Source organism: Devosia sp. (assembly GCF_014860165.1).
GTDB lineage: Bacteria > Pseudomonadota > Alphaproteobacteria > Rhizobiales > Devosiaceae > Devosia.
The window spans coordinates 1-19,647 of the sequence record NZ_JACZKG010000042.1; the positions used below are offsets into that span (position 1 = coordinate 1).

At 65.6% G+C, this 19,647-nt stretch carries 21 protein-coding genes; 7 read left to right on the forward strand and 14 right to left on the reverse strand.

The window, feature by feature from the left end; translation table 11 throughout:
* Window positions 1-50: 50 nt before the first annotated feature.
* The 5 genes from IH615_RS09380 to cobF are packed head-to-tail and all read right to left on the reverse strand — an operon-like array spanning window position 51 to window position 4,127.
* Complete coding sequence (locus tag IH615_RS09380) at window positions 51-806, reverse strand: precorrin-3B C(17)-methyltransferase (protein WP_291361606.1); 756 nt, start codon at window positions 804-806, stop codon at window positions 51-53.
* On the reverse strand, window positions 803-1,525 hold the full coding sequence (locus IH615_RS09385) for a precorrin-2 C(20)-methyltransferase (protein WP_291361607.1): 723 nt from the start codon (window positions 1,523-1,525) through the stop codon (window positions 803-805). The genes IH615_RS09380 and IH615_RS09385 overlap by 4 nt, the downstream gene beginning before the upstream one ends.
* Window positions 1,522-2,154, reverse strand: a complete 633-nt coding sequence (locus IH615_RS09390) for a precorrin-8X methylmutase (RefSeq protein WP_291361649.1) — start codon at window positions 2,152-2,154, stop codon at window positions 1,522-1,524. The genes IH615_RS09385 and IH615_RS09390 overlap by 4 nt, the downstream gene beginning before the upstream one ends.
* Window positions 2,155-2,156: 2 nt before the next feature.
* Window positions 2,157-3,344 carry a precorrin-3B synthase gene (gene cobG, locus IH615_RS09395; protein WP_291361608.1) on the reverse strand — a complete coding sequence of 396 codons (1,188 nt, stop codon included), beginning with the start codon at window positions 3,342-3,344 and terminating at the stop codon, window positions 2,157-2,159.
* 48 nt (window positions 3,345-3,392) lie between these two features.
* On the reverse strand, window positions 3,393-4,127 hold the full coding sequence (cobF, locus tag IH615_RS09400; protein WP_291361609.1) for a precorrin-6A synthase (deacetylating): 735 nt from the start codon (window positions 4,125-4,127) through the stop codon (window positions 3,393-3,395).
* A 91-nt stretch (window positions 4,128-4,218) separates the two neighbouring features.
* On the opposite strand from cobF, the gene IH615_RS09405 reads away from it, so the two are divergent.
* A complete protein-coding gene (locus IH615_RS09405) occupies window positions 4,219-4,560 on the forward strand; it encodes a metalloregulator ArsR/SmtB family transcription factor (protein ID WP_291361610.1) in 342 nt (113 codons plus the stop codon).
* Window positions 4,561-4,574: 14 nt separating this feature from the next.
* Window positions 4,575-5,075: an SRPBCC domain-containing protein gene (locus tag IH615_RS09410; protein WP_291361611.1), complete on the forward strand. Its 501-nt coding sequence runs from the start codon at window positions 4,575-4,577 to the stop codon at window positions 5,073-5,075.
* A gap of 156 nt (window positions 5,076-5,231) precedes the next feature.
* On the opposite strand, the gene IH615_RS09415 is transcribed toward IH615_RS09410, so the two are convergent.
* Entirely contained in the window at window positions 5,232-5,708 is a 477-nt protein-coding gene (locus tag IH615_RS09415; RefSeq protein WP_291361612.1) for an SRPBCC family protein, read from the reverse strand.
* Window positions 5,705-6,052, reverse strand: coding sequence for a metalloregulator ArsR/SmtB family transcription factor (locus tag IH615_RS09420; RefSeq protein ID WP_291361613.1), 348 nt, complete (start codon window positions 6,050-6,052; stop codon window positions 5,705-5,707). The genes IH615_RS09415 and IH615_RS09420 overlap by 4 nt, the downstream gene beginning before the upstream one ends.
* Before the next feature lie 102 nt (window positions 6,053-6,154).
* Here IH615_RS09420 and IH615_RS09425 point away from each other — a divergent pair, with 102 nt between their 5' ends.
* Complete coding sequence (locus tag IH615_RS09425) at window positions 6,155-6,505, forward strand: DUF305 domain-containing protein (protein WP_291361614.1); 351 nt, start codon at window positions 6,155-6,157, stop codon at window positions 6,503-6,505.
* Window positions 6,506-6,644: 139 nt separating this feature from the next.
* Here IH615_RS09425 and IH615_RS09430 read toward each other — a convergent pair whose 3' ends face one another.
* Both IH615_RS09430 and IH615_RS09435 read right to left on the reverse strand, forming a co-directional pair.
* A complete protein-coding gene (locus IH615_RS09430) occupies window positions 6,645-6,992 on the reverse strand; it encodes a gamma-glutamylcyclotransferase family protein (RefSeq protein ID WP_291361615.1) in 348 nt (115 codons plus the stop codon).
* Window positions 6,989-8,020, reverse strand: coding sequence for a LacI family DNA-binding transcriptional regulator (locus IH615_RS09435; RefSeq protein WP_291361616.1), 1,032 nt, complete (start codon window positions 8,018-8,020; stop codon window positions 6,989-6,991). Before IH615_RS09435 ends, IH615_RS09430 begins: the two co-directional genes overlap by 4 nt.
* Window positions 8,021-8,226: 206 nt before the next feature.
* Between IH615_RS09435 and IH615_RS09440 the strand changes: the two genes are divergently transcribed.
* From IH615_RS09440 to IH615_RS09450, 3 genes are read left to right on the forward strand one after another with little or no spacing between them, the layout of a single operon-like run.
* Window positions 8,227-9,768: a sugar ABC transporter ATP-binding protein gene (locus tag IH615_RS09440; protein ID WP_291361617.1), complete on the forward strand. Its 1,542-nt coding sequence runs from the start codon at window positions 8,227-8,229 to the stop codon at window positions 9,766-9,768.
* Window positions 9,749-10,753 carry an ABC transporter permease gene (locus IH615_RS09445; RefSeq protein ID WP_291361618.1) on the forward strand — a complete coding sequence of 335 codons (1,005 nt, stop codon included), beginning with the start codon at window positions 9,749-9,751 and terminating at the stop codon, window positions 10,751-10,753. The genes IH615_RS09440 and IH615_RS09445 overlap by 20 nt, the downstream gene beginning before the upstream one ends.
* 52 nt (window positions 10,754-10,805) lie before the next feature.
* On the forward strand, window positions 10,806-11,759 hold the full coding sequence (locus IH615_RS09450) for a substrate-binding domain-containing protein (RefSeq protein ID WP_291361619.1): 954 nt from the start codon (window positions 10,806-10,808) through the stop codon (window positions 11,757-11,759).
* A gap of 277 nt (window positions 11,760-12,036) precedes the next feature.
* Here the strand turns inward: IH615_RS09450 and IH615_RS09455 are convergent, their stop codons facing one another.
* Genes IH615_RS09455 through IH615_RS09465 form a run of 3 tightly spaced genes read right to left on the reverse strand, consistent with a single transcriptional unit; the run spans window position 12,037 to window position 14,904 of the window.
* Entirely contained in the window at window positions 12,037-12,237 is a 201-nt protein-coding gene (locus IH615_RS09455; RefSeq protein WP_291361620.1) for a heavy-metal-associated domain-containing protein, read from the reverse strand.
* A 1-nt stretch (window position 12,238) separates the two neighbouring features.
* Window positions 12,239-12,649 (reverse strand): Cu(I)-responsive transcriptional regulator, encoded by a 411-nt coding sequence (gene cueR / locus IH615_RS09460; RefSeq protein WP_291361621.1) that lies wholly within the window; start codon window positions 12,647-12,649, stop codon window positions 12,239-12,241.
* The gene (locus tag IH615_RS09465; RefSeq protein WP_291361622.1) at window positions 12,646-14,904 is read right to left on the reverse strand and encodes a heavy metal translocating P-type ATPase; all 2,259 of its coding nucleotides are present in this window, start codon (window positions 14,902-14,904) and stop codon (window positions 12,646-12,648) included. Before IH615_RS09465 ends, cueR begins: the two co-directional genes overlap by 4 nt.
* 358 nt (window positions 14,905-15,262) lie before the next feature.
* Here IH615_RS09465 and IH615_RS09470 point away from each other — a divergent pair, with 358 nt between their 5' ends.
* On the forward strand, window positions 15,263-15,979 hold the full coding sequence (locus IH615_RS09470; RefSeq protein ID WP_291361623.1) for a Crp/Fnr family transcriptional regulator: 717 nt from the start codon (window positions 15,263-15,265) through the stop codon (window positions 15,977-15,979).
* Between the two features lie 38 nt (window positions 15,980-16,017).
* Here IH615_RS09470 and cydC read toward each other — a convergent pair whose 3' ends face one another.
* Window positions 16,018-17,670, reverse strand: a complete 1,653-nt coding sequence (gene cydC, locus IH615_RS09475) for a thiol reductant ABC exporter subunit CydC (protein WP_291361624.1) — start codon at window positions 17,668-17,670, stop codon at window positions 16,018-16,020.
* Entirely contained in the window at window positions 17,667-19,442 is a 1,776-nt protein-coding gene (gene cydD, locus IH615_RS09480; protein ID WP_291361625.1) for a thiol reductant ABC exporter subunit CydD, read from the reverse strand. The genes cydC and cydD overlap by 4 nt, the downstream gene beginning before the upstream one ends.
* Window positions 19,443-19,647 lie beyond the last annotated feature (205 nt).

Sequence of the window (19,647 nt, forward strand, 5' to 3'; positions counted from 1 at the left end):
CCCTCGGTCCCTCCCCTCAAGGGGGAGGGAGGCGAAAGAGTATAGGCCTCTCACGATCTGGCTCCACGCGGCGAATAGACCAGCGGCGGCAGGCCATCGCGGGTGATCACCCGGGTCTCGGGCGAGCCGATGATGACGCAGGTCGCCATGTCGGCTTTGGCAGGGTCGGCCTCGGCCAGTGTCATGATGGTGATGGCCTCGTCAGGCCGGCCGGCGGCGCGGCCGAAAATGACCGGCGTCGACCACGGCAGCACTTCGCGCAGGAGGGCAAAAGCAGTGCCCAGCTGCCAGGGCCGGGCCTTGCTGATGGGGTTGTAGAGCGCGATCACCAGCCCGGCCGTGGCCACGGCGCGCAGGCGGGCTTCGATGACGGTCCAGGGCTTGAGATTGTCCGACAGCGAAATGGCGCAGAAATCGTGGCCGAGCGGTGCCCCGGCGCGCGCCGCCACCGCCAGCATGGCAGTGACGCCGGGGACGATGGTGAGGTCGACAGCGCGCCAGGCCGGTGGGCCGGCTTCGAGCGCTTCAAGGATTGCTGCGGCCATGGCGAAGACGCCGGGGTCGCCACCCGAAACCACGCAGACCTGTTCGCCCGAGGCGGCGGTATGCAGCGCATCCTTGGCGCGAGCAAGCTCCTCGCGATTGTCCGAGGCCACGCGACGCTGGTCGGGACGCAGGGTCAGGCGGTCGAGATACGGGCCGTAGCCGAAGAATACATGTGAGGCCTCGATGGCCGCCAGCGCCTCGGGCGTGGTCTGCTCGGGGTTGCCTGGGCCGGTGCCGACCACAACGAGCCGGCCGGTCATGGCCGCGTGCTCCAGCCAGGCACCAGGACGATGGCGAAATAGGGCGCCACGTCGTCAGCCTTGTCGATGAGGCGCATGGAGTGACCATTGGCCATCGTGCCGCGCTCGACATAGACCGCACTATCAAGCCGCCCGGCCAGTTCCAGCGCGCGCCGGATCTTGGGCAGGTTGCGGCCGACCTTCATGATGACGGCGCCATCGGTGCCTTCGAGGCGCGCACGGAGATCGACCTCGTCCAACGTACCGGGAAGCACCGAGAGAATATCGTCGCCCTGCACCAGCGGCAGGCCGGCAGCCGACCAGCAGCCGGACATGGCGGTAATGCCGGGAATGACCTCGGTGGGATAGCGGCTGGCGAGCCGGACATGGATGTGCATGTAGCTGCCATAGAACAGCGGGTCGCCCTCGCTCAGCACGGCAACGGTGCGGCCGGCGTCGAGATGGTCGGCGACACGATTGGCGGCCTCGGCGTAGAAGGCCGATGTAGCGGCCTTGTAGTCGTCGTGGCGGCGATCGATCTCGGTCGTGACGGGATAGCCGAGCTGTTCCTCGATCTGCGTGGTGATGAGATCGGCCACGATGCCGCGCGCATTGCTGGCATTGCCCAGCTTGGCGAAATAGGCGACCACATCGGCGTTCTCGATGGCGCGCGCCGCCTTGATCGTCAGCAGTTCCGGATCGCCCGGGCCAGTCCCTACGCCGATAAGCTTGCCGATCATATGCCCGGCCTCGCCAGCGCATTGAGGGCGGCTGCGGTCATCGCCGAGCCACCCAGGCGGCCACGCACTATGGCATACGGGACGCCGTAGGTGTTTTCCGATAGAGCCGCCTTGGACTCTGCGGCGCCGACAAAGCCGACCGGCATGCCAAGGATGGCCGCGGGCCTGGGCGCGCCATCGCGCAGCAGTTCGAGCAGGAAGAACAGCGCGGTGGGGGCATTGCCGATGGCCACAACGGACCCGGCCAGGCGCGGCAGCCAGAGGCGCAGGGCGGCGGCCGAGCGGGTATTGCCGATCTCGGCGGCAATCGCCGGCGTCGCGGGGTCGCGCAGCGTGCAGATGACCTCGTTGCCTGATGGCAGGCGGGCGGCGGTGACGCCGCGCGCGACCATTTCGGCATCGCAGAAGATCGGCGCCCCGGCTGCCAGCGCAGCCTTGGCGGTTGCGACAAAGCCCGGGCCGAATTCGAAATGCCGCGCTGCCTCGACCGAGCCGGCGGCATGGATCATGCGGATGGCGACTTCGGCTTCATCGGGTGAAAAGCGGGCCAGATCGGCCTCGCCACGGATGATGGCGAAGGACTGGCGGTAAATCTCGTCGCCATCCTTGATGTAGTCGTAGTGGGGCATCGTCATCCTTGCGCCGCGGCGCCGAGCGCGATCTCGAGCTGGTCCGCGCGGAGCACGGTGACGGGCGTATCGCCCGCCGTTCCCGATATGACAAGGCCGTATCCATCGGGCCGGCCGACTAGCGTCAATGCGGCGCGGCGCGGATGCGCGCAGCCCTTTGCGCAGCCCGCCACATGCAGGTCAGCGTGATGGTCCATGATCCCGGCCAGGCGGTTGGCAACCTGGCGCGCTGCAATATGCCCTGAGCCACAGCCAGCGCTGCCGATGCAGGCGCTGATGCGGCGGCGCGGATCGGCCGGATCGATGATGAAATCGCTGTCGGTCAGATCCTCGATCAGCCGTGAATCGGCGCCGATGGCCAGCAGCGCATGGTGTGGCGCAAGCCGGAACTCGGTGACGCCGTGGCGCGGCGCCATGGCGGCCAGGTCGACCAGCGCCCGGAACGGGCTGGCACCGAAGGGCAGGCCCAGGCCCACGACACCAGTGGTCTTGAGATCGAGCCGGCCAATGGGGGTGGTACCCGGCTGCAGCGGTGCCGGTGCGTCGGTGCAGAGATGGCCCAGCGCGGCAAGCAGTTGGATATGATCCAGGTCCGTGGCGCGGGCGTCCGGGCCATGGCTGGCCAGCAGCGACAGCACGGCCAGGGCCGCCTGCGCCGGCTGGGCGGTGGCGCCGAAATAGTGCCTGCCAGCAGTGATGGTCCAACCGCCCCCGGCCATGGCGACCAGCCTGATATCGGTCTTCAGATCGGCCAGGTTGAGCTGTCCATTGCCGTCGACAATGACGGTGACCTTGGGGCCCAGGCGCGGCGCCAGTGCGGCCGAGCCATCGCGGATCGTGCGGGCCAGCGGCCGCGGATCGAGCACCTCATAGGGGTCGCTGCCCGCGAGCGGCGGTGTCTCGACCACAAGGCCGCGTTCGATGCCCACCACGGCCTCGACAGCGCGGGCAAACGGCGCAGTTCCGGCTGCCCGGAGGCCGCGAACCTGCAGGTTGCCGCGCGCGGTAATTTCAATCGCGCCATTGCCGAAACTGCCGGCAATACTGGCCAGTTTCCCCAGCGCAGCCGGCGTCAGCCGGCCGCCAGCAACCCGCAGGCGGGCCAGCAGGCCGTCTCCGGTCTGCATGGGAGCATCGAGCGACGGACAGGCACCGCGGCGCGCGCCGGCAATGGGCAGGGCGATAGACATGGAAGGGGTTTAGCGGATTGGGCGCGCGGGGGGAACAGCCGCGATGTCTCACTCCGCGTCGCGCTTCCGCAGCAGATACGTATCCATGATCCAGCCATGCCGCTCCCGCGCGGCCTTGCGGGTCTCGACGATTCGGTCGCGCACCTCGCCCAGCCTGCCCGCAATGGTGATTTCGTCCGGCGTGCCGAGATAGGCGCCCCAGAAGATGTCGAGCCCGGGATCGGCCGTCATGAAGGCGGTCTGGCCATCGAGCATGACGATGGTATCGTCCAGCACCGGACCAAGGCGGCGGCCGGTGGTGATGTGGACCGGCTCGCCGATCCGGTTGAGGGCGATGCCATGCGCGGCCGTGAGCGCCTGGATGGCCGTTATGCCGGGGATAATCTCGACAGCGAAGCGATCGCCCAGCCGCTCGATGATGCGGATGGTCGAATCGTAAAGGCCCGGATCGCCCCAGACCAGGAAGGCGCAGGCGCCGTGGTCGGGCACTTCCGCCAGCAGTGATTCGAAGCGCTGCGCCAGGGCGGCGTGCCAGTCATCGACGCCGGCACCGTAGTCGGGATTGGCGGCATCGCGCTTGGGCACCGCGTATTCCACGGTGCGGCTGGCGGGATTGGTGACATAGCGGGCGACGATATCGCGGCGCAGGTCAGCCAGGTCGGCTTTGGCGGCGCCCTTGTCGGGAATGAACAGTGTATCGGCGCGGTTGAGCGCATTGATGGCCTGCACCGTCAGATGCTCGGGATTGCCGGTGCCGATGCCCACGATGAGGATGGTCTTCATGCCGGTTTCTTGCCCGAGCAGGAAGGTGTTGACAAGCCAGCTCGATCGCATTATTCAACCATTTAGTATTATACAAAACGGTTGAATATAGATGGCCGACCCATTGAGCACCACGCTCGCTGCCCTTGTCGACCCGACACGCCGGGCCATCCTCGCCCGGCTGTCCCAGGGCGACGCCAGCGTGAACGAACTGGCCGAACCCTTCGACATGACGCTGGCCGCCGTCTCCAAGCACATCAAGGTGCTCGAAGGCGCAGGCCTGGTCAGCCGGGGCAGGCAGGCGCAGTGGCGCCCCTGCAAGCTTGAGGCCGCGCCCATGCGCGACGTGGCCGCCCTGGTCGAATTCTACCGCAAGTTCTGGGAACAGAACCTCGATCAGCTCGACGCCTACCTCACCAAACTGCAGACCCCGCAAACCAGGACGAAGAACTGACAAGGAGACGAGACATGGACGCCCAGACCTTCCCCAATCCCTTCAAGACCGAGCTGCCCGCCGACGAACCCCTCATCATCATGTCGCGCACCTTCGATGCGCCGCTGGACCTGGTGTGGAAGGTGTGGACCGAGAAAGAGCACGTCGCCCTTTGGTGGGGGTTCGGCAACAATGAGGTGATCGAATACGACGTGCGCACCGGCGGAAAATGGCGCATCGAGGGCATCTCGCCCGACGGCACACTGTGGGTGATGTTCGGCACCTACCTGGCGGTCGAGCCCAAGACCATGATCCGCAACACCTTCGTCGTCGAAGGCCAGTTCGAGGAAGATGCCCGATTCTACGAGGAGCACCATTTCGAGGAGCGTGACGGCAAGACGTTTTACCGCTCGGTCAGCAATGTCGACTCCATCGCCACCCGCGACGCCATCGTGGAGACCGGCATGGAATGGGGCGCCAATGTCTCCATGGTCAAGTTCGACGAGATTTTGGAGCGACTGAAGGCGGAGAAGTAAATCCGGATAATTCCGCATCCACTGAGCGGCACCTCCCCCGTGACGGGGGAGGTTGGGATTGGGTGTGGGTTGGCCCGGATATCCGGGCTAAACATCCCCCACCCGTGATCCCTCCCTGCAAGGGGGAGGGTGTCGACTGCGACGCCGGGCGCTGAATCAATTCGCGCCTTCGCGCACCAGAAACGCGCCAAGCTGCTCCAGCAACTGCGCGGTGCCCTGTCGGCGGATCTCGTTGCCGTCGCCGGCAAAGCCATCGAGAAAGGCGCCGTGCTCGGTCATCACGAGGATGGTGTGGTCGCCATCCGGCCGGATTTCGAAGCTGGTCAGCGACACCGAGATGCGCACGTCGTCCAGATGCATGTCATAGGTGTAGATGATGCGCTCGTTGGGCACGATGTCCTGGTAGATCGCCTTGAACTTGTGCACGGCGCCGCCGGGCGGCCCGCCCACACTGGTCTCAATGCCGCCGACACGGAAATCCAGATGGTGCTCGTCCTTGCCCCAGGTCTCGGGAGGATTGAACCATTTCTGCTTGGTCGCCTCGTCGCTCAGCGCCTTGTAGACGCGGGCCGGCGTGGTCTTCCAGCGGCGTTCCAGCGTGAAGCTGCCATGGGTGATGCTGCGGGTTGTCACGTCCTGGTCTCCGGCTCGTCCGCGGTCTCAGCGAGGAAGTCACCCAGCCGGTCGAGCCGCTTGACCCAGGCGGTGCGCCGATCATTGAGCCATTGCTCGGCAAGGCTGAGCGCTTCGGGCTGGATCTGCACGGTGCGGACACGGCCCACCTTCTGCGAGGAGACGAGCCCCGAATGCTCCAGCGCCTGCAGGTGCTGCACCACGGCGGGCAGGGACATGGCAAAGGGCTTTGCCAGTTCGCTGACCGAAGCCGGGCCGCGGCTGAGGCGGTCGATCATCGCCCTCCGCGTCGGATCGGCAAGCGCCTGGAACATCAGGTCAAGATTGGATGGTTGGTTAAGCATGGTATTAAGTAACAAATCCGAAGGGCCAGTGTCAACGCGCTTGACCTTCCCATCGGGGAAACTGGCAAGGTTCCGCCATTAGCCTAGAACGGAGTTTCTGCCATGAAGACCCTACTGCTCGTTTCCGCCATCGTTCTTGCTCTCGGCACCCCGGTTTTGGCCCAGGAGCATATGGACCACGGAGCCGCTGGAGCGGGGAGCGCGGCCACCGAGGCCTACATGGCCGCCAATGCCCAGATGCACATGGATATGGATATCGAGTTCAGCGGCGATGCCGACGTGGACTTCATCCGCAGCATGATCCCGCATCACCAGGGCGCCGTGGCCATGGCGCGGACCGTGCTCGAGCATGGGCAGGACCCGGAGGTGAAGGCGCTGGCCGAGGCCGTGATCGCGGCCCAGGAAGAGGAAATCGCCTGGATGCAGGCGTGGCTGGCCAAAAAGGGGTTGTGAACGCCTCACTTCTCCTTTGGGGGAGTGGTCGGCGGCGTGGCAGACGGGTGAGGGGGCCTTTTTGGACCGGGTGTTGAGGAAGGCACCCACCCGCCCCTTCTGGTGGAGCGCTCCCCAGAGGGAGAGGTGAAGAGGGCCACTAGGCCTTTACATAGACCCAGGCGTCGCGACCCGATTTGAGGCGCACCAGCACGCGCCTGTAGTCGTCGACTTCATATTCATCCGCCGCTGCAAGTTCAGCCGCGCTGATGGCGAACACCTTGCCGGCGACTGCGTCGGCAGGGTTGCCCGTTTCCGTCACGATGGGGTGGAAGCGCTGGCTGCTCTTGGCGATGACATCAGGATCGGTGATCTCGACCAGCGTTTGCGCATAGCCGGGCAGGGCGTCGTCGCTGCCCTCTAGCAGTCGGCCGAACTGGGCCATCTGCACCTCAGGCAGCTGCAATGTGCCATAGGAAAACAGCAGCACGGATCGGTCTTCGGTCATGATCGATCACTCCCAGGTCGGCTCACCGAATTGCGCACGATCAGCTCGGCCCGCAGCAGCACTTCCGGCCGCCTCGGCGGCTTGCCTTCAAGCAGCGCCAGCAACAGGTCCATGGCCTCCTCGCCGATCTTGAGCCGAGGCTGCTTCATGGTGGTCAGCGAGGGGGTGACGAAGCTCGCAAAGGAAATGTCGTCAAAGCCCATCACTGAGAACTGCCGCGGCAGGTCGTATTTGCGGGCATTGAGCGAGATGATGACGCCCAGCGCGGTGGCGTCATTGACGCAGAAAAAGGCGGTGGGCAGCACATCGCGCACGAACATCTGCTCGGTCGCGGCCCGACCCGATTCCGTCGTGCCGTCACCATCCAGGATCAGGCGCGGATCGACGGCGAGGCCTGCGCCTTGCAGCGCGGCGCGGTAGCCCTGCTCGCGCAATTGGTTGACCGCCTTGCTGGTGGAATGGCCGATAAAGGCGATGCGGCGGTGGCCCTGCGAGATCAGGTGCTCGGTGGCGACCCGCGCGCCCTCGAAATTGTCGACGCCGACGAACGGCACGTCACTATCGGGCACCGGCTCGTTGACGGCGACTATAGGTGGCAGGCGTGAGTCGCCGCCTTCGCTGCCAAAGCCATAGGGCAGGTGGCCGGTAAACAGGATCAAGCCATCGGCCTGGTTGGAACTGATGAAGCGCAGATAGTCGGTTTCGCGCGTGGCGTCGTTCTGCGTATTGCCGATCAGCACGCCATAGCCGCGCTTGCTGGCCTCGGTCTCCAGCCCCACCAGGATATTGGAGAAGTTCGGGTCGCCCACATCGGGCGCCAGAATCAGGATCATGTTGGAGCGGCGCATGCGCAGCGAGCGCGCCATGGCATTGGTGGTGTAGCCGGTGCGGGCGATGGCCTCGTTGACGCGGCGGCGCGTTTCGTCGGCAACCTTGGTCGGCTCGTTGATAGCCCGGCTGACCGTGGCGATGGATACGCCGGCGATCGCCGCAACGTCCTCGATGGTGGCCAGCTTGTGGTGCTGCAATTGGCGCTCCGCCCCGCGCGATCCGGCTCGGCGTCCCGCTGTTCGATGCCTTAGCAGAAGGCGCGGGTTGCGCCAGACCTAGTCCCTACGCTTATACAGATTTTGGATCGTGTAAACCTTTACATCAATCATGAAAACCTTTACATCGACTGCCCAAGGGACGAAGAGACGGGGTGAGCCCGCCGCGTCCAGGGAGGGGTTCAGACATGTCCAGTGCCGAAGGCACGCCTGCGCCGATCATCCTGTCAGCCAACAGGATATCGAAGTCGTTTGGCGAGATCCCGGTGCTGTTCAGCGTCGATTTCGATATCTGCCCGGGTGAGGTGCACGCCATTATCGGCGAGAACGGCGCGGGCAAATCCACCCTCATCAAGATTCTCTCCGGCATCGAGCAGCCGACCTCGGGCTCGATCAGCTATGACGGCCAGACCGTGGTGCTGCCACCCAATGGCGCCGCCGAAGCCATGGGCATCGTGCTCATCCACCAGGAGCAGAATCTCGCCGAACACCTGACGGTGTCGGAGTCGATTTTCCTCGGCCGCGAGATCAAGCGCTTCGGCTTCCTCGACCTCAGGCAGATGCGCGCTCGGGCGCGTGCCTTCATGGAAATGCTGCATGTGCATGTCGATCCCGACGCGCGCATCAATACGCTTTCGGTCGCCGACAAGCAGATGGTCGAGATCGCCAAGGCCATCAGCCGCGATGCGCGGGTGCTGATCATGGACGAGCCGACGGCCGTGCTGTCGGTCGCCGAGACCCAGACTCTGTTTGAACAGATCCGCCGCCTCACAGCGCGCGGCGTGGCAGTGATCTTCATTTCCCACAAGCTCGATGAGATCATGGAACTGGCCAATCGCGTCACCGTGCTGCGCGATGGCCAGTTGATCGCCACCGTCGGCACCGAGGCGCTGACGCCCGATTCCATTGCCCAGATGATGGTGGGACGGGAACTCAGCAACCTCTATCCGCCCAAGCACGAACCCGACGTGGATGCACCGGTGGTGCTCGCCGTACACAACCTGGTGGCCAAGGGCGTCAGGGACATTTCCTTTGACTTGCGCAAGGGCGAAATCCTTGGCTTTGCCGGGCTGATCGGTTCGGGCCGCACGGCCGTCGCCGAGGCCGTGGTTGGTCTCAACCACCGCAGCGGCGGCGACATCACGCTCAATGGCAAGCCGGCTCATTTCGCCCGCGTCGCCCAGTCGGTCGATGCCGGGCTCGCCTACATGACCAAGGATCGCAAGGGCAAAGGCCTGCTGCTCAATATGGGCCTGCGGCCCAACCTGACGCTGCTGACGCTGAACAAGCACCTCAAGTTCGGTTTTCTCGATGGCTCGAGCGAGGCCAGGGCGCTGGAGCGCGCGGTGCGGCGCTTCGACATCAGGGCGCGCGACGCCGCCGTCGCCGTGGGCCGCCTGTCGGGCGGCAACCAGCAGAAGCTGATGCTGGGCAAGACCATGGAGAGCGAGCCCGACATCATCATCATGGATGAGCCGACGCGCGGCATCGACGTGGGCACCAAGCAGCAGATTTATCACATCATCGCAGCGCTGGCGGCCGAGGGCAAATCGATCATCCTGATCTCCTCGGAGATGCAGGAAGTCATCGGCCTCAGCCACCGCGTGGTGGTCATGCGCGAGGGGCGTCTCGCCGGCGTGCTCGAAGGCGCCGAGATCACCGAATCCGAAATCATGCGGTACGCCGCCGGCATCAAACAGAGTGAACATCATGACCGCATCAGCGCCTGATACGGCCGCAAAACCCGCGCGCGCCTTCCGCGTCGACCTCAAGACCGTCGGACCCTTGCTGGCCCTGGCGCTGCTGGTCCTGCTCGGCATCTCGCTCAACGAAAATTTCATGAGCTACAGCAACCTGACCAACGTGCTGGCACGCTCATCCTTCATCGGCATCATCGCCATCGGCGCCACTTTCGTCATCACCGCGGGCGGGCTCGACCTGTCCGTCGGCTCGATGGCGGCGGTCATCGCCGGCGTCATGATCATGGTGATGAACTGGCTGATCCCGACCATGGGCATCGGCTGGAGCGTCGTGCTGGCGGGTATGGCGGCGGGCATCCTGCTCGGTGGCGTGGCGGGCGTGTTCAACGGATTGATGATCACCCGCGGCCGCATCGAGGCCTTCATCGTCACGCTGGGCACCATGGGCATCTTCCGCTCGCTGGTGACGTTCTTGGCCAATGGCGGCACGCTGTCGCTGAACTTCGAAGTCGCCGACGTCTATCGGCCCGTCTATTACGATGGCCTGCTGGGCGTGCCGTGGCCGATCATCGTCTTCGCGCTGGTCGCGATCGGTGGCGAAATCGTCATGCGCTACACCGCCTTCGGCCGCTACTGCGCCGCCATCGGCTCCAACGAGCAGGTCGCCCGCTACTCCTCGATCAACGTCGATAACGTGCGGCTGCTGACCTACATCCTGCAGGGCGTGCTGGTGGGCGTCGCCGTGCTGCTCTATGTGCCGCGCCTCGGCTCGGCCTCGAGCACCACCGGCGTGCTTTGGGAACTCGAAGCCATTGCCGGCGTGATCATCGGCGGCACCACGCTCAAGGGCGGCTATGGCCGCATCTGGGGCACGGTGGTGGGCGTGGTGATCCTCGGGCTCATCGGCAACATCCTCAACCTGCAAAGCCTCATCAGTCCCTACCTCAACGGGGCATTCCAGGGCGTCATCATCATTCTGGCAGTGCTGCTGCAGCGCGGTCGCCGCACCAGCTAGTCGAGACACAAGTTTACATCGCCCATCCAAGGGCACTTACGGGAGGACTAAAATGAAACTGGTGAAATCCCTTCTGGCTTCGGCGGTTATTGCCGGCAGCCTCGGCGGCGTCGCCGTCGCCCAGGACGACAAGGTGACGATCGGCGTTTCCGTGCCGGCGGCCGACCATGGCTGGACGGGCGGCGTCAACTACTTCGCCCAGCAGGCCATCGAACGCCTCGGCACCACCTATCCGAATGTCGAATTCGTCTTTGCCTCGGCGCCCGACGCGCCCAAGCAGATCGCCGACATCGAGGACATGGTCTCCACCCGCGGCATCGATGCCCTGGTCATCCTGCCGGGCGATCCGGATGCGATGACCTCGGCCATCAAGCAGGTCAAGGATGCCGGCAAGTTCGTGACCGTCGTCGATCGCCAGCTGTCGATCGATGGCGTGGAAAACCTCTACGTCGCCGGCGACAATCCGGGCCTCGGCGCCAACTCGGCCGAATACTTCAAGCAGGCCATGCCTGACGGTGGCAACATCGTCATCCTGCGCGGCCTGCCGATCCCGATCGATGCCCAGCGTTTCGACGCCTTCATGGCCGGCATCGAAGGCAGCAACATCACCGTTCTCGACGACGAATTCGCCAACTGGAACCGCGATGACGGCTTCAAGGTGATGCAGGACTTCCTGACCCGCTTCCCCGACATCAAGGGCGTGTGGGCGCAGGACGACGACATCGCCCTGGGCGCCATCGAAGCCATCAAGCAGGCGGGCCGTGAAGACGAGATGTTCATCGTCGGCGGCGCCGGCATGCAGCAGATCCTGCAGGCCGTGGCCGAAGGCAGCACCCTGACCCCGATCGACGTAAGCTACAGCCCGGCCATGATCGCCACCGCCATCGAGCTGACCACCTCGCACTTCACCGGCGGCATCCAGGTGGCCGGCCGCTACATTCTCGACTCGACCGTCATCACCAAGGACAACGCCGCCGAGTTCCTCGATCCTGAAAGCCCGTTCTGACTTTGAGCCGTCCCGCAGGGCAAATCGCTCCGGTGGAGCGATTTGAGGCGAGAAGGCCATGAGGGCTGTGCCCGAATGGCGAAACAAGAACGGACATGCGAAGGGCGCCCCTCGGGGCGCCCTTTGTTTTGTGGGGAGTACGTGATCGCCTCACCGTCCTCGATCGTCACCCTCGGGCCGGATCCTAGGGCACTGCACTTACCAAAACGTGCAGGCAGTGCAGACCCCTCGGGTCAAGCCCGAGGGTGACGTGCGGTGGGCAACGATTGGCATCCCCCTAGGCCGCTTCGGGCGTATACCCGGCCTCGCGGATGGCTTCCTCGCCCTTGGCGCGGTCGCCGGTGAACTCGACCTTGTGCGTCGCCAGATCCACCGAGATCTCGGCGCCTGGCAGCGCCTCTTCCAGCGCCTTGCGGACGGTGCCGACGCAATGGCCGCAGGTCATGTCGTTGACGGAGAGAATGGTCTTTTCGGTCATGTCAGTGTGCTCCAGAAATGGGGTGTTCCCCGGCGAGATCGTCGAGAATGGGGCAATCGGGGCGGTTGTCGCCGCCGCAGCAATGGGCGAGGTGCTTGAGGGTTTTGACCATGGACTGCAGTTCGGCGATCTTGGTCTCGAGTGCGGTGATATGGCTGGTCGCTACATCCTTGACTTCGGCGCTGGCGCGCGTCTTGTCCTGCCACAGGCCAAGCAGGGTGGCGGTTTCCTCCACCGAGAAGCCGAGCGTGCGGGCCCGCTTGACGAAGCGCAGCACATGCACCTCGTCCTCGCGATAGACGCGATAATTGCTGTCAGTGCGCAGCGGCGCCCTTATGAGGCCAATGGATTCGTAATAGCGGATCATCTTGGCCGAGACTCCCGACGCGTTGGCTGCCTGCCCGATATTCATGCGGAGACTCCTTTGACGCCGCGCAGGCGCTGCGCATTGCTGACGACGAAGATCGAGCTCAGGGCCATGGCCCCGGCGCCGATCATCGGATTGAGCAAGATGCCGAAACCCGGATAGAGCACGCCGGCGGCAACCGGGATCAGCAGCACATTGTAGCCGAAGGCCCAGAACAGGTTTTCCCAGATGTTCTTCATGGTGGCCCGGCTGATGGTCAAGGCATTGAGCACGCCCTTGAGATCGCCGCCCAGCAGCACCACGTCGGCGCTCTCGATGGCGGCATCGGTGCCCGTGCCCACGGCAATGCCGATATCGGCTTCGGCCAGGGCCGGCGCGTCGTTGATGCCGTCGCCGACATAGGCAACCTTGCCGAATTGCCGCAACGCCTTGAGGACAGCCACCTTGTCGGCCGGCAGCACCTCGGCGCGCACCTCGTCAATGCCCAGCTGGCGGGCAATGGCTTCGGCAGTGCGCCTGTTATCGCCCGAGATCATCACGGTCTTGAGGCCCATCGCGTGCAGCGCCGCGATCACCGCTTTGCTGGAGGGCTTGATCGTGTCGGCCACCACAATGGCAGCGGCCAGCTTGTCGTCGATGGCGGCAAAGACCGGGGTCTTGCCCTCGTCGGCGAGTTTCTCGATGGCCTCGGCAAAGTCCGAGAAATCCAGATGCCCCAGATGGCGCTGTGAGCCGACCGAAACCAGCCGTCCATCGACGCGTGCGGTCACGCCATTGCCGGCATCGGACCGGAAATCGGTGACCGTGCCCAGGGCCAGCCCGGCCTTTTCTGCCGCCGCGACGATGGCGCCGGCAATAGGGTGCTCGGACCGGGCTTCGACAGCGGCGACCAGCGCCAGCACCTCGTCATGCTCGAAATCGTCGTCGAGGATGAGATCGGTCAATTCGGGCTTGCCGGCGGTCAGCGTGCCGGTCTTGTCGAAGGCCACGACCTTGGCGTCGCGCAGCTGCTGCAGCGCCTCACTCTTGCGGAACAGCACGCCCATCTCGGCGGCGCGGCCCGTGCCGACCATGATCGAGGTGGGGGTGGCGAGGCCCATCGCACACGGGCAGGCGATGATCAGCACGGCCACCGCATTGACGAGGCCGAACACATAGGCCGGCTCCGGCCCCCAGATGGTCCAGATGCCGAAGGTGACGATGGCCAGCCCAATGACAACAGGGACGAACCAGGCGGTGATCTGGTCCACCACGCCCTGGATCGGCAGCTTGCCGCCCTGGGCTTCTTCGACCATGCGAATGATCTGCGCCAGCATGGTATCGCCGCCCACCTTGGTGGCGCGGAAGCTGAAGCTGCCCGACATATTGAGCGTGCCGCCAATAACTGTGGCGCCGACCGTCTTGGAGACGGGGAGGGACTCGCCCGAAATCATCGATTCATCGAGATGGCTGGCGCCCTCGACGATCTCGCCATCCACGGCGACCTTGTCGCCCGGACGCACGACGATGATGTCGCCGGCTTTGACCTCTTCGATGGGCAGTTCGACAATGCCGCCGTCGCGCCGCACCCGGGCCGTCTTGGCCTGCTCGCGCACCAGGCGCTGGATGGCCTCGCCGGTGCGGCCCTTGGCCAGGGCCTCGAGCCAGCGCCCGACCAGGATCAGCGTCACGATGACCGTGGCCGCTTCGTAATAGACATATTGCGTCTGCGCCGGCAGCAATTGCGGCGCGAAGGTCACCACGACCGAATAGAGATAGGCCGCGCCAGCGCCCAGCGCGACCAGCGAATTCATTTCGGGCGCGCCGTGGAACAGGGCCGGAAAGCCAATTCTGAAGAAGCGCCAGCCGGGCCAGAACAGCACCACGCTGGCCAGCACGAAATAGCCGATATAGAGCGCCTGTTGCGGGACCAGGCCCAAGAGCCAATGGTGCATGGGATCATAGAGATGGCTCCCCATCTCCAGCACGAAGAGCGGCAGGGTGAGCACGGCGGCGATCAGGGTGTCGCGACGCAGGATGGCGACATCTTCGTCGTGATGCTGATGGCCGGCATGGTCGTGATGGTGCGCCTCGGGCGTCCTGCTGGCCTTGTAGCCGGCCTTCTCGATGGCCTTGAACAGGGCATCGACATTGTCCGTATCGCTGACTTCTACCGTGGCCCGCTCGGTCGCCAGGTTGACCGAGGCCGACGTGACGCCGGGCACCTTGAGCAGGGACTTCTCCACCCGCAACACGCAGGAGGCACAGGTCATGCCCTCAATATCGATGGAAACTGGCTTGGGATGGACGTGTTCATTCATTTCAATCACCTCGTCCTCACCCACATAGACCTTCCAATCATGGTAAGGTCAAGACGCAATTCTGAAGTTCTTGCTCTGGCCTTCGTGGCTCCCGTCACCCCACCCTCGTTCCCTCCCCATCGAGGGGAGGGAGGCGCCAGCACAGCCGTCCCGGTTCCTTCGTCTCCCTCCCCCTTGTGGGGAGGGATCAAGGGTGGGGGTATGTTTGGCCCCGATAGCGTGATGATACGACCAGTCATGAACGATTGGGCAAGCGAAGTGCCGGTCTTAACTGCGGCAGGTTGGCGCTGCGACAGTTGTGCCGCTTAAAGGCTTGATCGGGCGGGCCTATATCGACCGTGTCAGGAGACGACATGCCATGCAGCCCGTCCGTAACGACATCCATAATTCGCCCATTCCCGTGCTCTGCCAGAGCTGCGAGGCCCGTCACCAGGGCTTTTGCGGTGCGCTGACGCCCGAGCAATTGCTGGCGCTGTCGCGGCATACCCGCCGCGTGCACCACGATGCTGGCGACGAGCTGCTGGCCGACGCGGAGCCGATCACCAGCTACGGCAACGTGCTGCATGGCGTGGTCAAGCTCTCCAAGATCCTCGAAGACGGACGGCAGCAGGTTGTCGGGCTGCAATTTGCGCCCGACCTGCTCGGGCGGCTGTTTGCCAATGAAAGCCGGGTGACGGCGGAGGCGGCGTCTGATGTCGACCTCTGCCTGGTCCCCAAGGCGGCTATGGAAACGCTGGTCCGCGAGAATCCGGCGCTTGAGCATCGCGTCATGCTGCAGACTCTGCGCGAACTCGACGAAGCACGCGACTGGATGGTGACGCTGGGGCGCAAGACGGCGGCCGAAAAGGTTGCGAGCTTCCTCTACCTGATCGCCAGCCACATCGATCCCACGGGGGAGGTCACCACCTTCGACCTGCCACTCGGTCGTGGCGATATCGGCGATTTCCTCGGACTGACCATCGAAACGGTGAGCCGGCAGATGACCAAGCTCAAGGCCGACGGCGTGGTGGAAATCGAGAACCACCGGCACGTCTCGGTGCCGGATCTGGCCCGGCTGCGGGTGCGGTGCGGGTAGGGGGCTCACCTCTCCCCGAAGGGAGAGGTGCAGGGCGCTCACTCCAGCCTCCCATTCCGCATCGTCAGCACGCGATCCATCGTTCCATCGGGGATCGCCGCATGGGTCACCACAATCACCGTGCGGTCCCGCGCGGCCGCATGCAGCGTTTCGAAGAATGCCACTTCGGCCGCGCGATCCAGCCCTGTCGTGGGCTCGTCGAGCAGCAGGATACGGGCGGGCGACAGCAGCACCCGCGCCAGGCAGAGACGCCGTGCCTGGCCCACCGAGACGGTGCGTCCCCCTTCGCCAACAAGGCTGTCTAGGCCGCGGGGTAGCCCGCGAACCAGGGATTCGATGCCCCCAGCCTTGAGGGCTGCCCAGAGCGCAGCGTCGTCTGCCCCTGGCCGGGCAAGCAGCAGGTTGGCGCGGATCGTATCGTTGAACAGCGGGCTGTCCTGGCTGAGCAGGGCCATCGCCCGATGGATATCGGCCTGGCGCAGCGAAGGCAGGGCGATGCCGCCCAGTGCGATGCGGCCCAGCTGCGGCTCGGCAAGGCGCAGCAGCAGGGCGAGCAGGCTCGATTTGCCGCTGCCGCTGCTGCCCGCTATGGCGATGTGCTCGCCGGGCGCGGCCGTGAGGCTGAGATCGCTCAGCACCGGTGGGCCGCCGGGATAGCTGAAGCAGATGCCGTCGACCACGAGAGTGAGGTCGGCCGGCAGCGTGGCGGGTTCTGCCGGATCGATCATGGCGATGGGACTGTCGGCGATGGCGGTGAGGCGATCGGCAGCGGCCATGGCCGTGGTGAGCTTGCCCACGCTGCGCACGATGACGCTGGTGGCCTCGAAACTCCCTGCAATGGCCAGCAGCAGCCCGGCGAGGATGGGTCCGCCCACCGTGCCGGCGGCGAGGGCATCGAGCCCGCGCCACAGCGCGCCGGCCAGTGCCAATGCGGCAAGGGACTGCACGGCGAAGCCGGCAATTGCGCTCAGCGTCGACAGTCGCCCCCTGGTTTCGGCGAGGCGCTCCGCCGTGCCGACGAAATCGGCCTGCGCCTTGCTTAGCACCCCAAAGACCGTGAGATCGGCATGACCTTCGATGCCGTCGAGCACAGCCGCGCGGGCATCGGCGGCGCGCGAGATCACGTCATGGCCGGCGCGGCGGCTGGCAACAACCAGGCCGGCGGGAACCGCCAATACGGCAAGCGCGAAACAGATCGCGTAGATCGGGGCCACGCCGGGCAGCAGCCAGGCCAGCATCCCTGTTAGCGCCGTACCGATGACCAAGGCCGCGGCAACCGGACCGATGGCGACGAGGAAGGCCGTATCGAGCGCATCGATATCGGCGGTCAGGCGGCTGACGAGGTCGCCATGGCGCAGGCTGCGATCGGCAAGCGGCAACCGCGGGAACAGGCGGGCAAACAGCCAGCCGCGCAGATCGGCGAGCAGGCGCAGGGTCGCGTCATGACCGCTGAGGCGTTCGCCATAGCGCGCCAGGATACGGATGAAGGAAAAGCCACGGACCAGCGCCGACGGCACGAAGAGGTTGAACGCAAGGCCGGCGCTGGTCAGGGCCGCAGCCGTGATGAACCAACCGGAAACGCCGAGTAGCGCCGTGCCGGCCGCCAGCGCCACCAGTGACAGCAGCAGCGCTATGGCAAATCCCCGGGCCTGGGCCAGGAACAGGCTGCGGAAAGCGAGGAGCGGTTTCATGCGACGCTCCGGCCCTTGTGCGCAGGCATCGGCATGGGCAGCAGGCGCTCGCCGGCAATGCGCCAGGCCTTGTCCATGCGCGACGCCACCGCCAGCGAATGGGTGGCGATGATGAGCGTGCGACCACGGGCATAGCGCTTGAGATCTCCCAGCACCGCCTGTTCGAGCTCCGCATCCAGATGGGCCGTTGGCTCATCGAGCAGGATCAGGCCGGCATCGCGCAGGTAGATGCGGGCCAGCGCAATGCGCTGCGCCTGGCCACCGGACAGGCCAAGGCCGCCTTCGCCCAGCAGGGTATCGAGACCCTCGGGCAGGGCATCGGCAAAGGGCGCGACCTGCGCCAGCTCGGCAGCGCGGCTGATCTCGGCGCGCGAAGCGCCCGGGCGCGCCAGGCCGATATTGTCGGCCAGGGATCCGGCAAAGATGCGCGGCCTCTGGCCCAGCATGGTGACGCGGGCGCGCAGCTCCGCCTCGGGCCACTCCACGAGCGGACGCTGGTCCAGCGCAATCCCGCCTTCATGCGCGCGCAGCCGGGCAATCGCCTCCAGCAGGGTGGATTTGCCGATGCCGCTGGGCCCGAGAATGGCGACATGTTCGCCGCGGGGGATGTGCAGGTCGGTATCGGCGAGGATTATACGGGCGCTGTCGGGGGTGCGCAGCGTGAGCCCGGCCACGGTGACCGCGAGGGGGCCGCGCTCTTCACCTCTCCCCTTGGGGGAGAGGTCGGCCGAAGGCCGGGTGAGGGGGCCTTCGGTCGACCGCTCCCCCAGAGGGAGAGGTGAAGAAGGGAGAACGCCGAGCTGCGCTTCGATCTCGGCAATGGCCGCCTTGGCGGCAGCGCGGTCGTGATAATGGGCGGCCAGCAGGCGCAGCGGGCTATAGACCTCGGGCGCCATCAGCAGCAGGAACAGGCCGAGTTCGAGGCTCAGCGGCGTCGCCCGCAGCTGCAGGTAGTCGATAAATGTCAGCCCGACATAGAGCGCTACGCCGGCCACGCCCAGGGCAGCGAAGAATTCGAGCACTGCCGAGGACAGGAACGCAATGCGCAGCACCCGCAGGGTCCGGCGGCGCAATTCGTCGCTGGCCGCCACGATGCCGGCGGTTTCGTCGTCGGCCCGCCCGAACAGCTTGAGGGTGAGCAGGCCGCGCAGGCGGTCGGCAAAGCGGCCGCTGAGCAGGCTGAGGGCGCGGGCCTGCCTGTCGGTGGCAATTTGGGCGCCCCAGCCGGCCAGCGCCATGAACACCGGAATCAGCGGCGCCGTGACGAGAAACAGCAGGCCGGCCAGCCAATCGAGCGGCAGGATGATGGCGCCGAAGGCGACGGGCAGGATGGTGGCCTGGACCATCGCCGGCAGGTAGCGGGCAAAGAAGCCATCGAGCGCATCGACCTGGTCGATGATCGCCGCGGAGGCCGCGCCCGACTGCGGCTGCTCGGCGGCGCGGGGCGAGCGGGCGAGCAGATGCGAGAACAGCGTGGCGCGGACATGCAGCTTGATCGCTTCGGCCGCCGTCGTGCCCGCCCGCTCGCCAATGGCGCCCAGCGCCGCACGCGCAAGCAGCAGTGCCAGGATGAGAAGGATGCCGGGAGCAAGCGTCGCGAGGGGGACGCCGCCCTCAATGCTGCGGCCCAGGATATCGGCCAGCGTCCAGGCCTGCCAGACGAGCAGCGCACCGCCCAGCAGCGGCGCGCCGATGGCAAGCCACAGCGCTGGGCCGCCCTGGTGGCGGAGGCCGGAAAGGGTTCGGCTATTGCGGCGTCCGGTATCAGTCACATCGCCCGTCCGATGCGCTGAGCGGCATTTCCCCCGTCGAGGGAGATGGTCGGCCAGGGAATGGGGGAGTGTCGAACTGGAACATCAGCCAACCATAGAGGGATACGGCTCGAAAGCCTTGATCTGAATCAACGCGCGCGCAAGTCTGAGCGGGCATAGAGTGCACAGCGACGGTGCCGACTCGCGCGCCGCCAACGATAGAGGC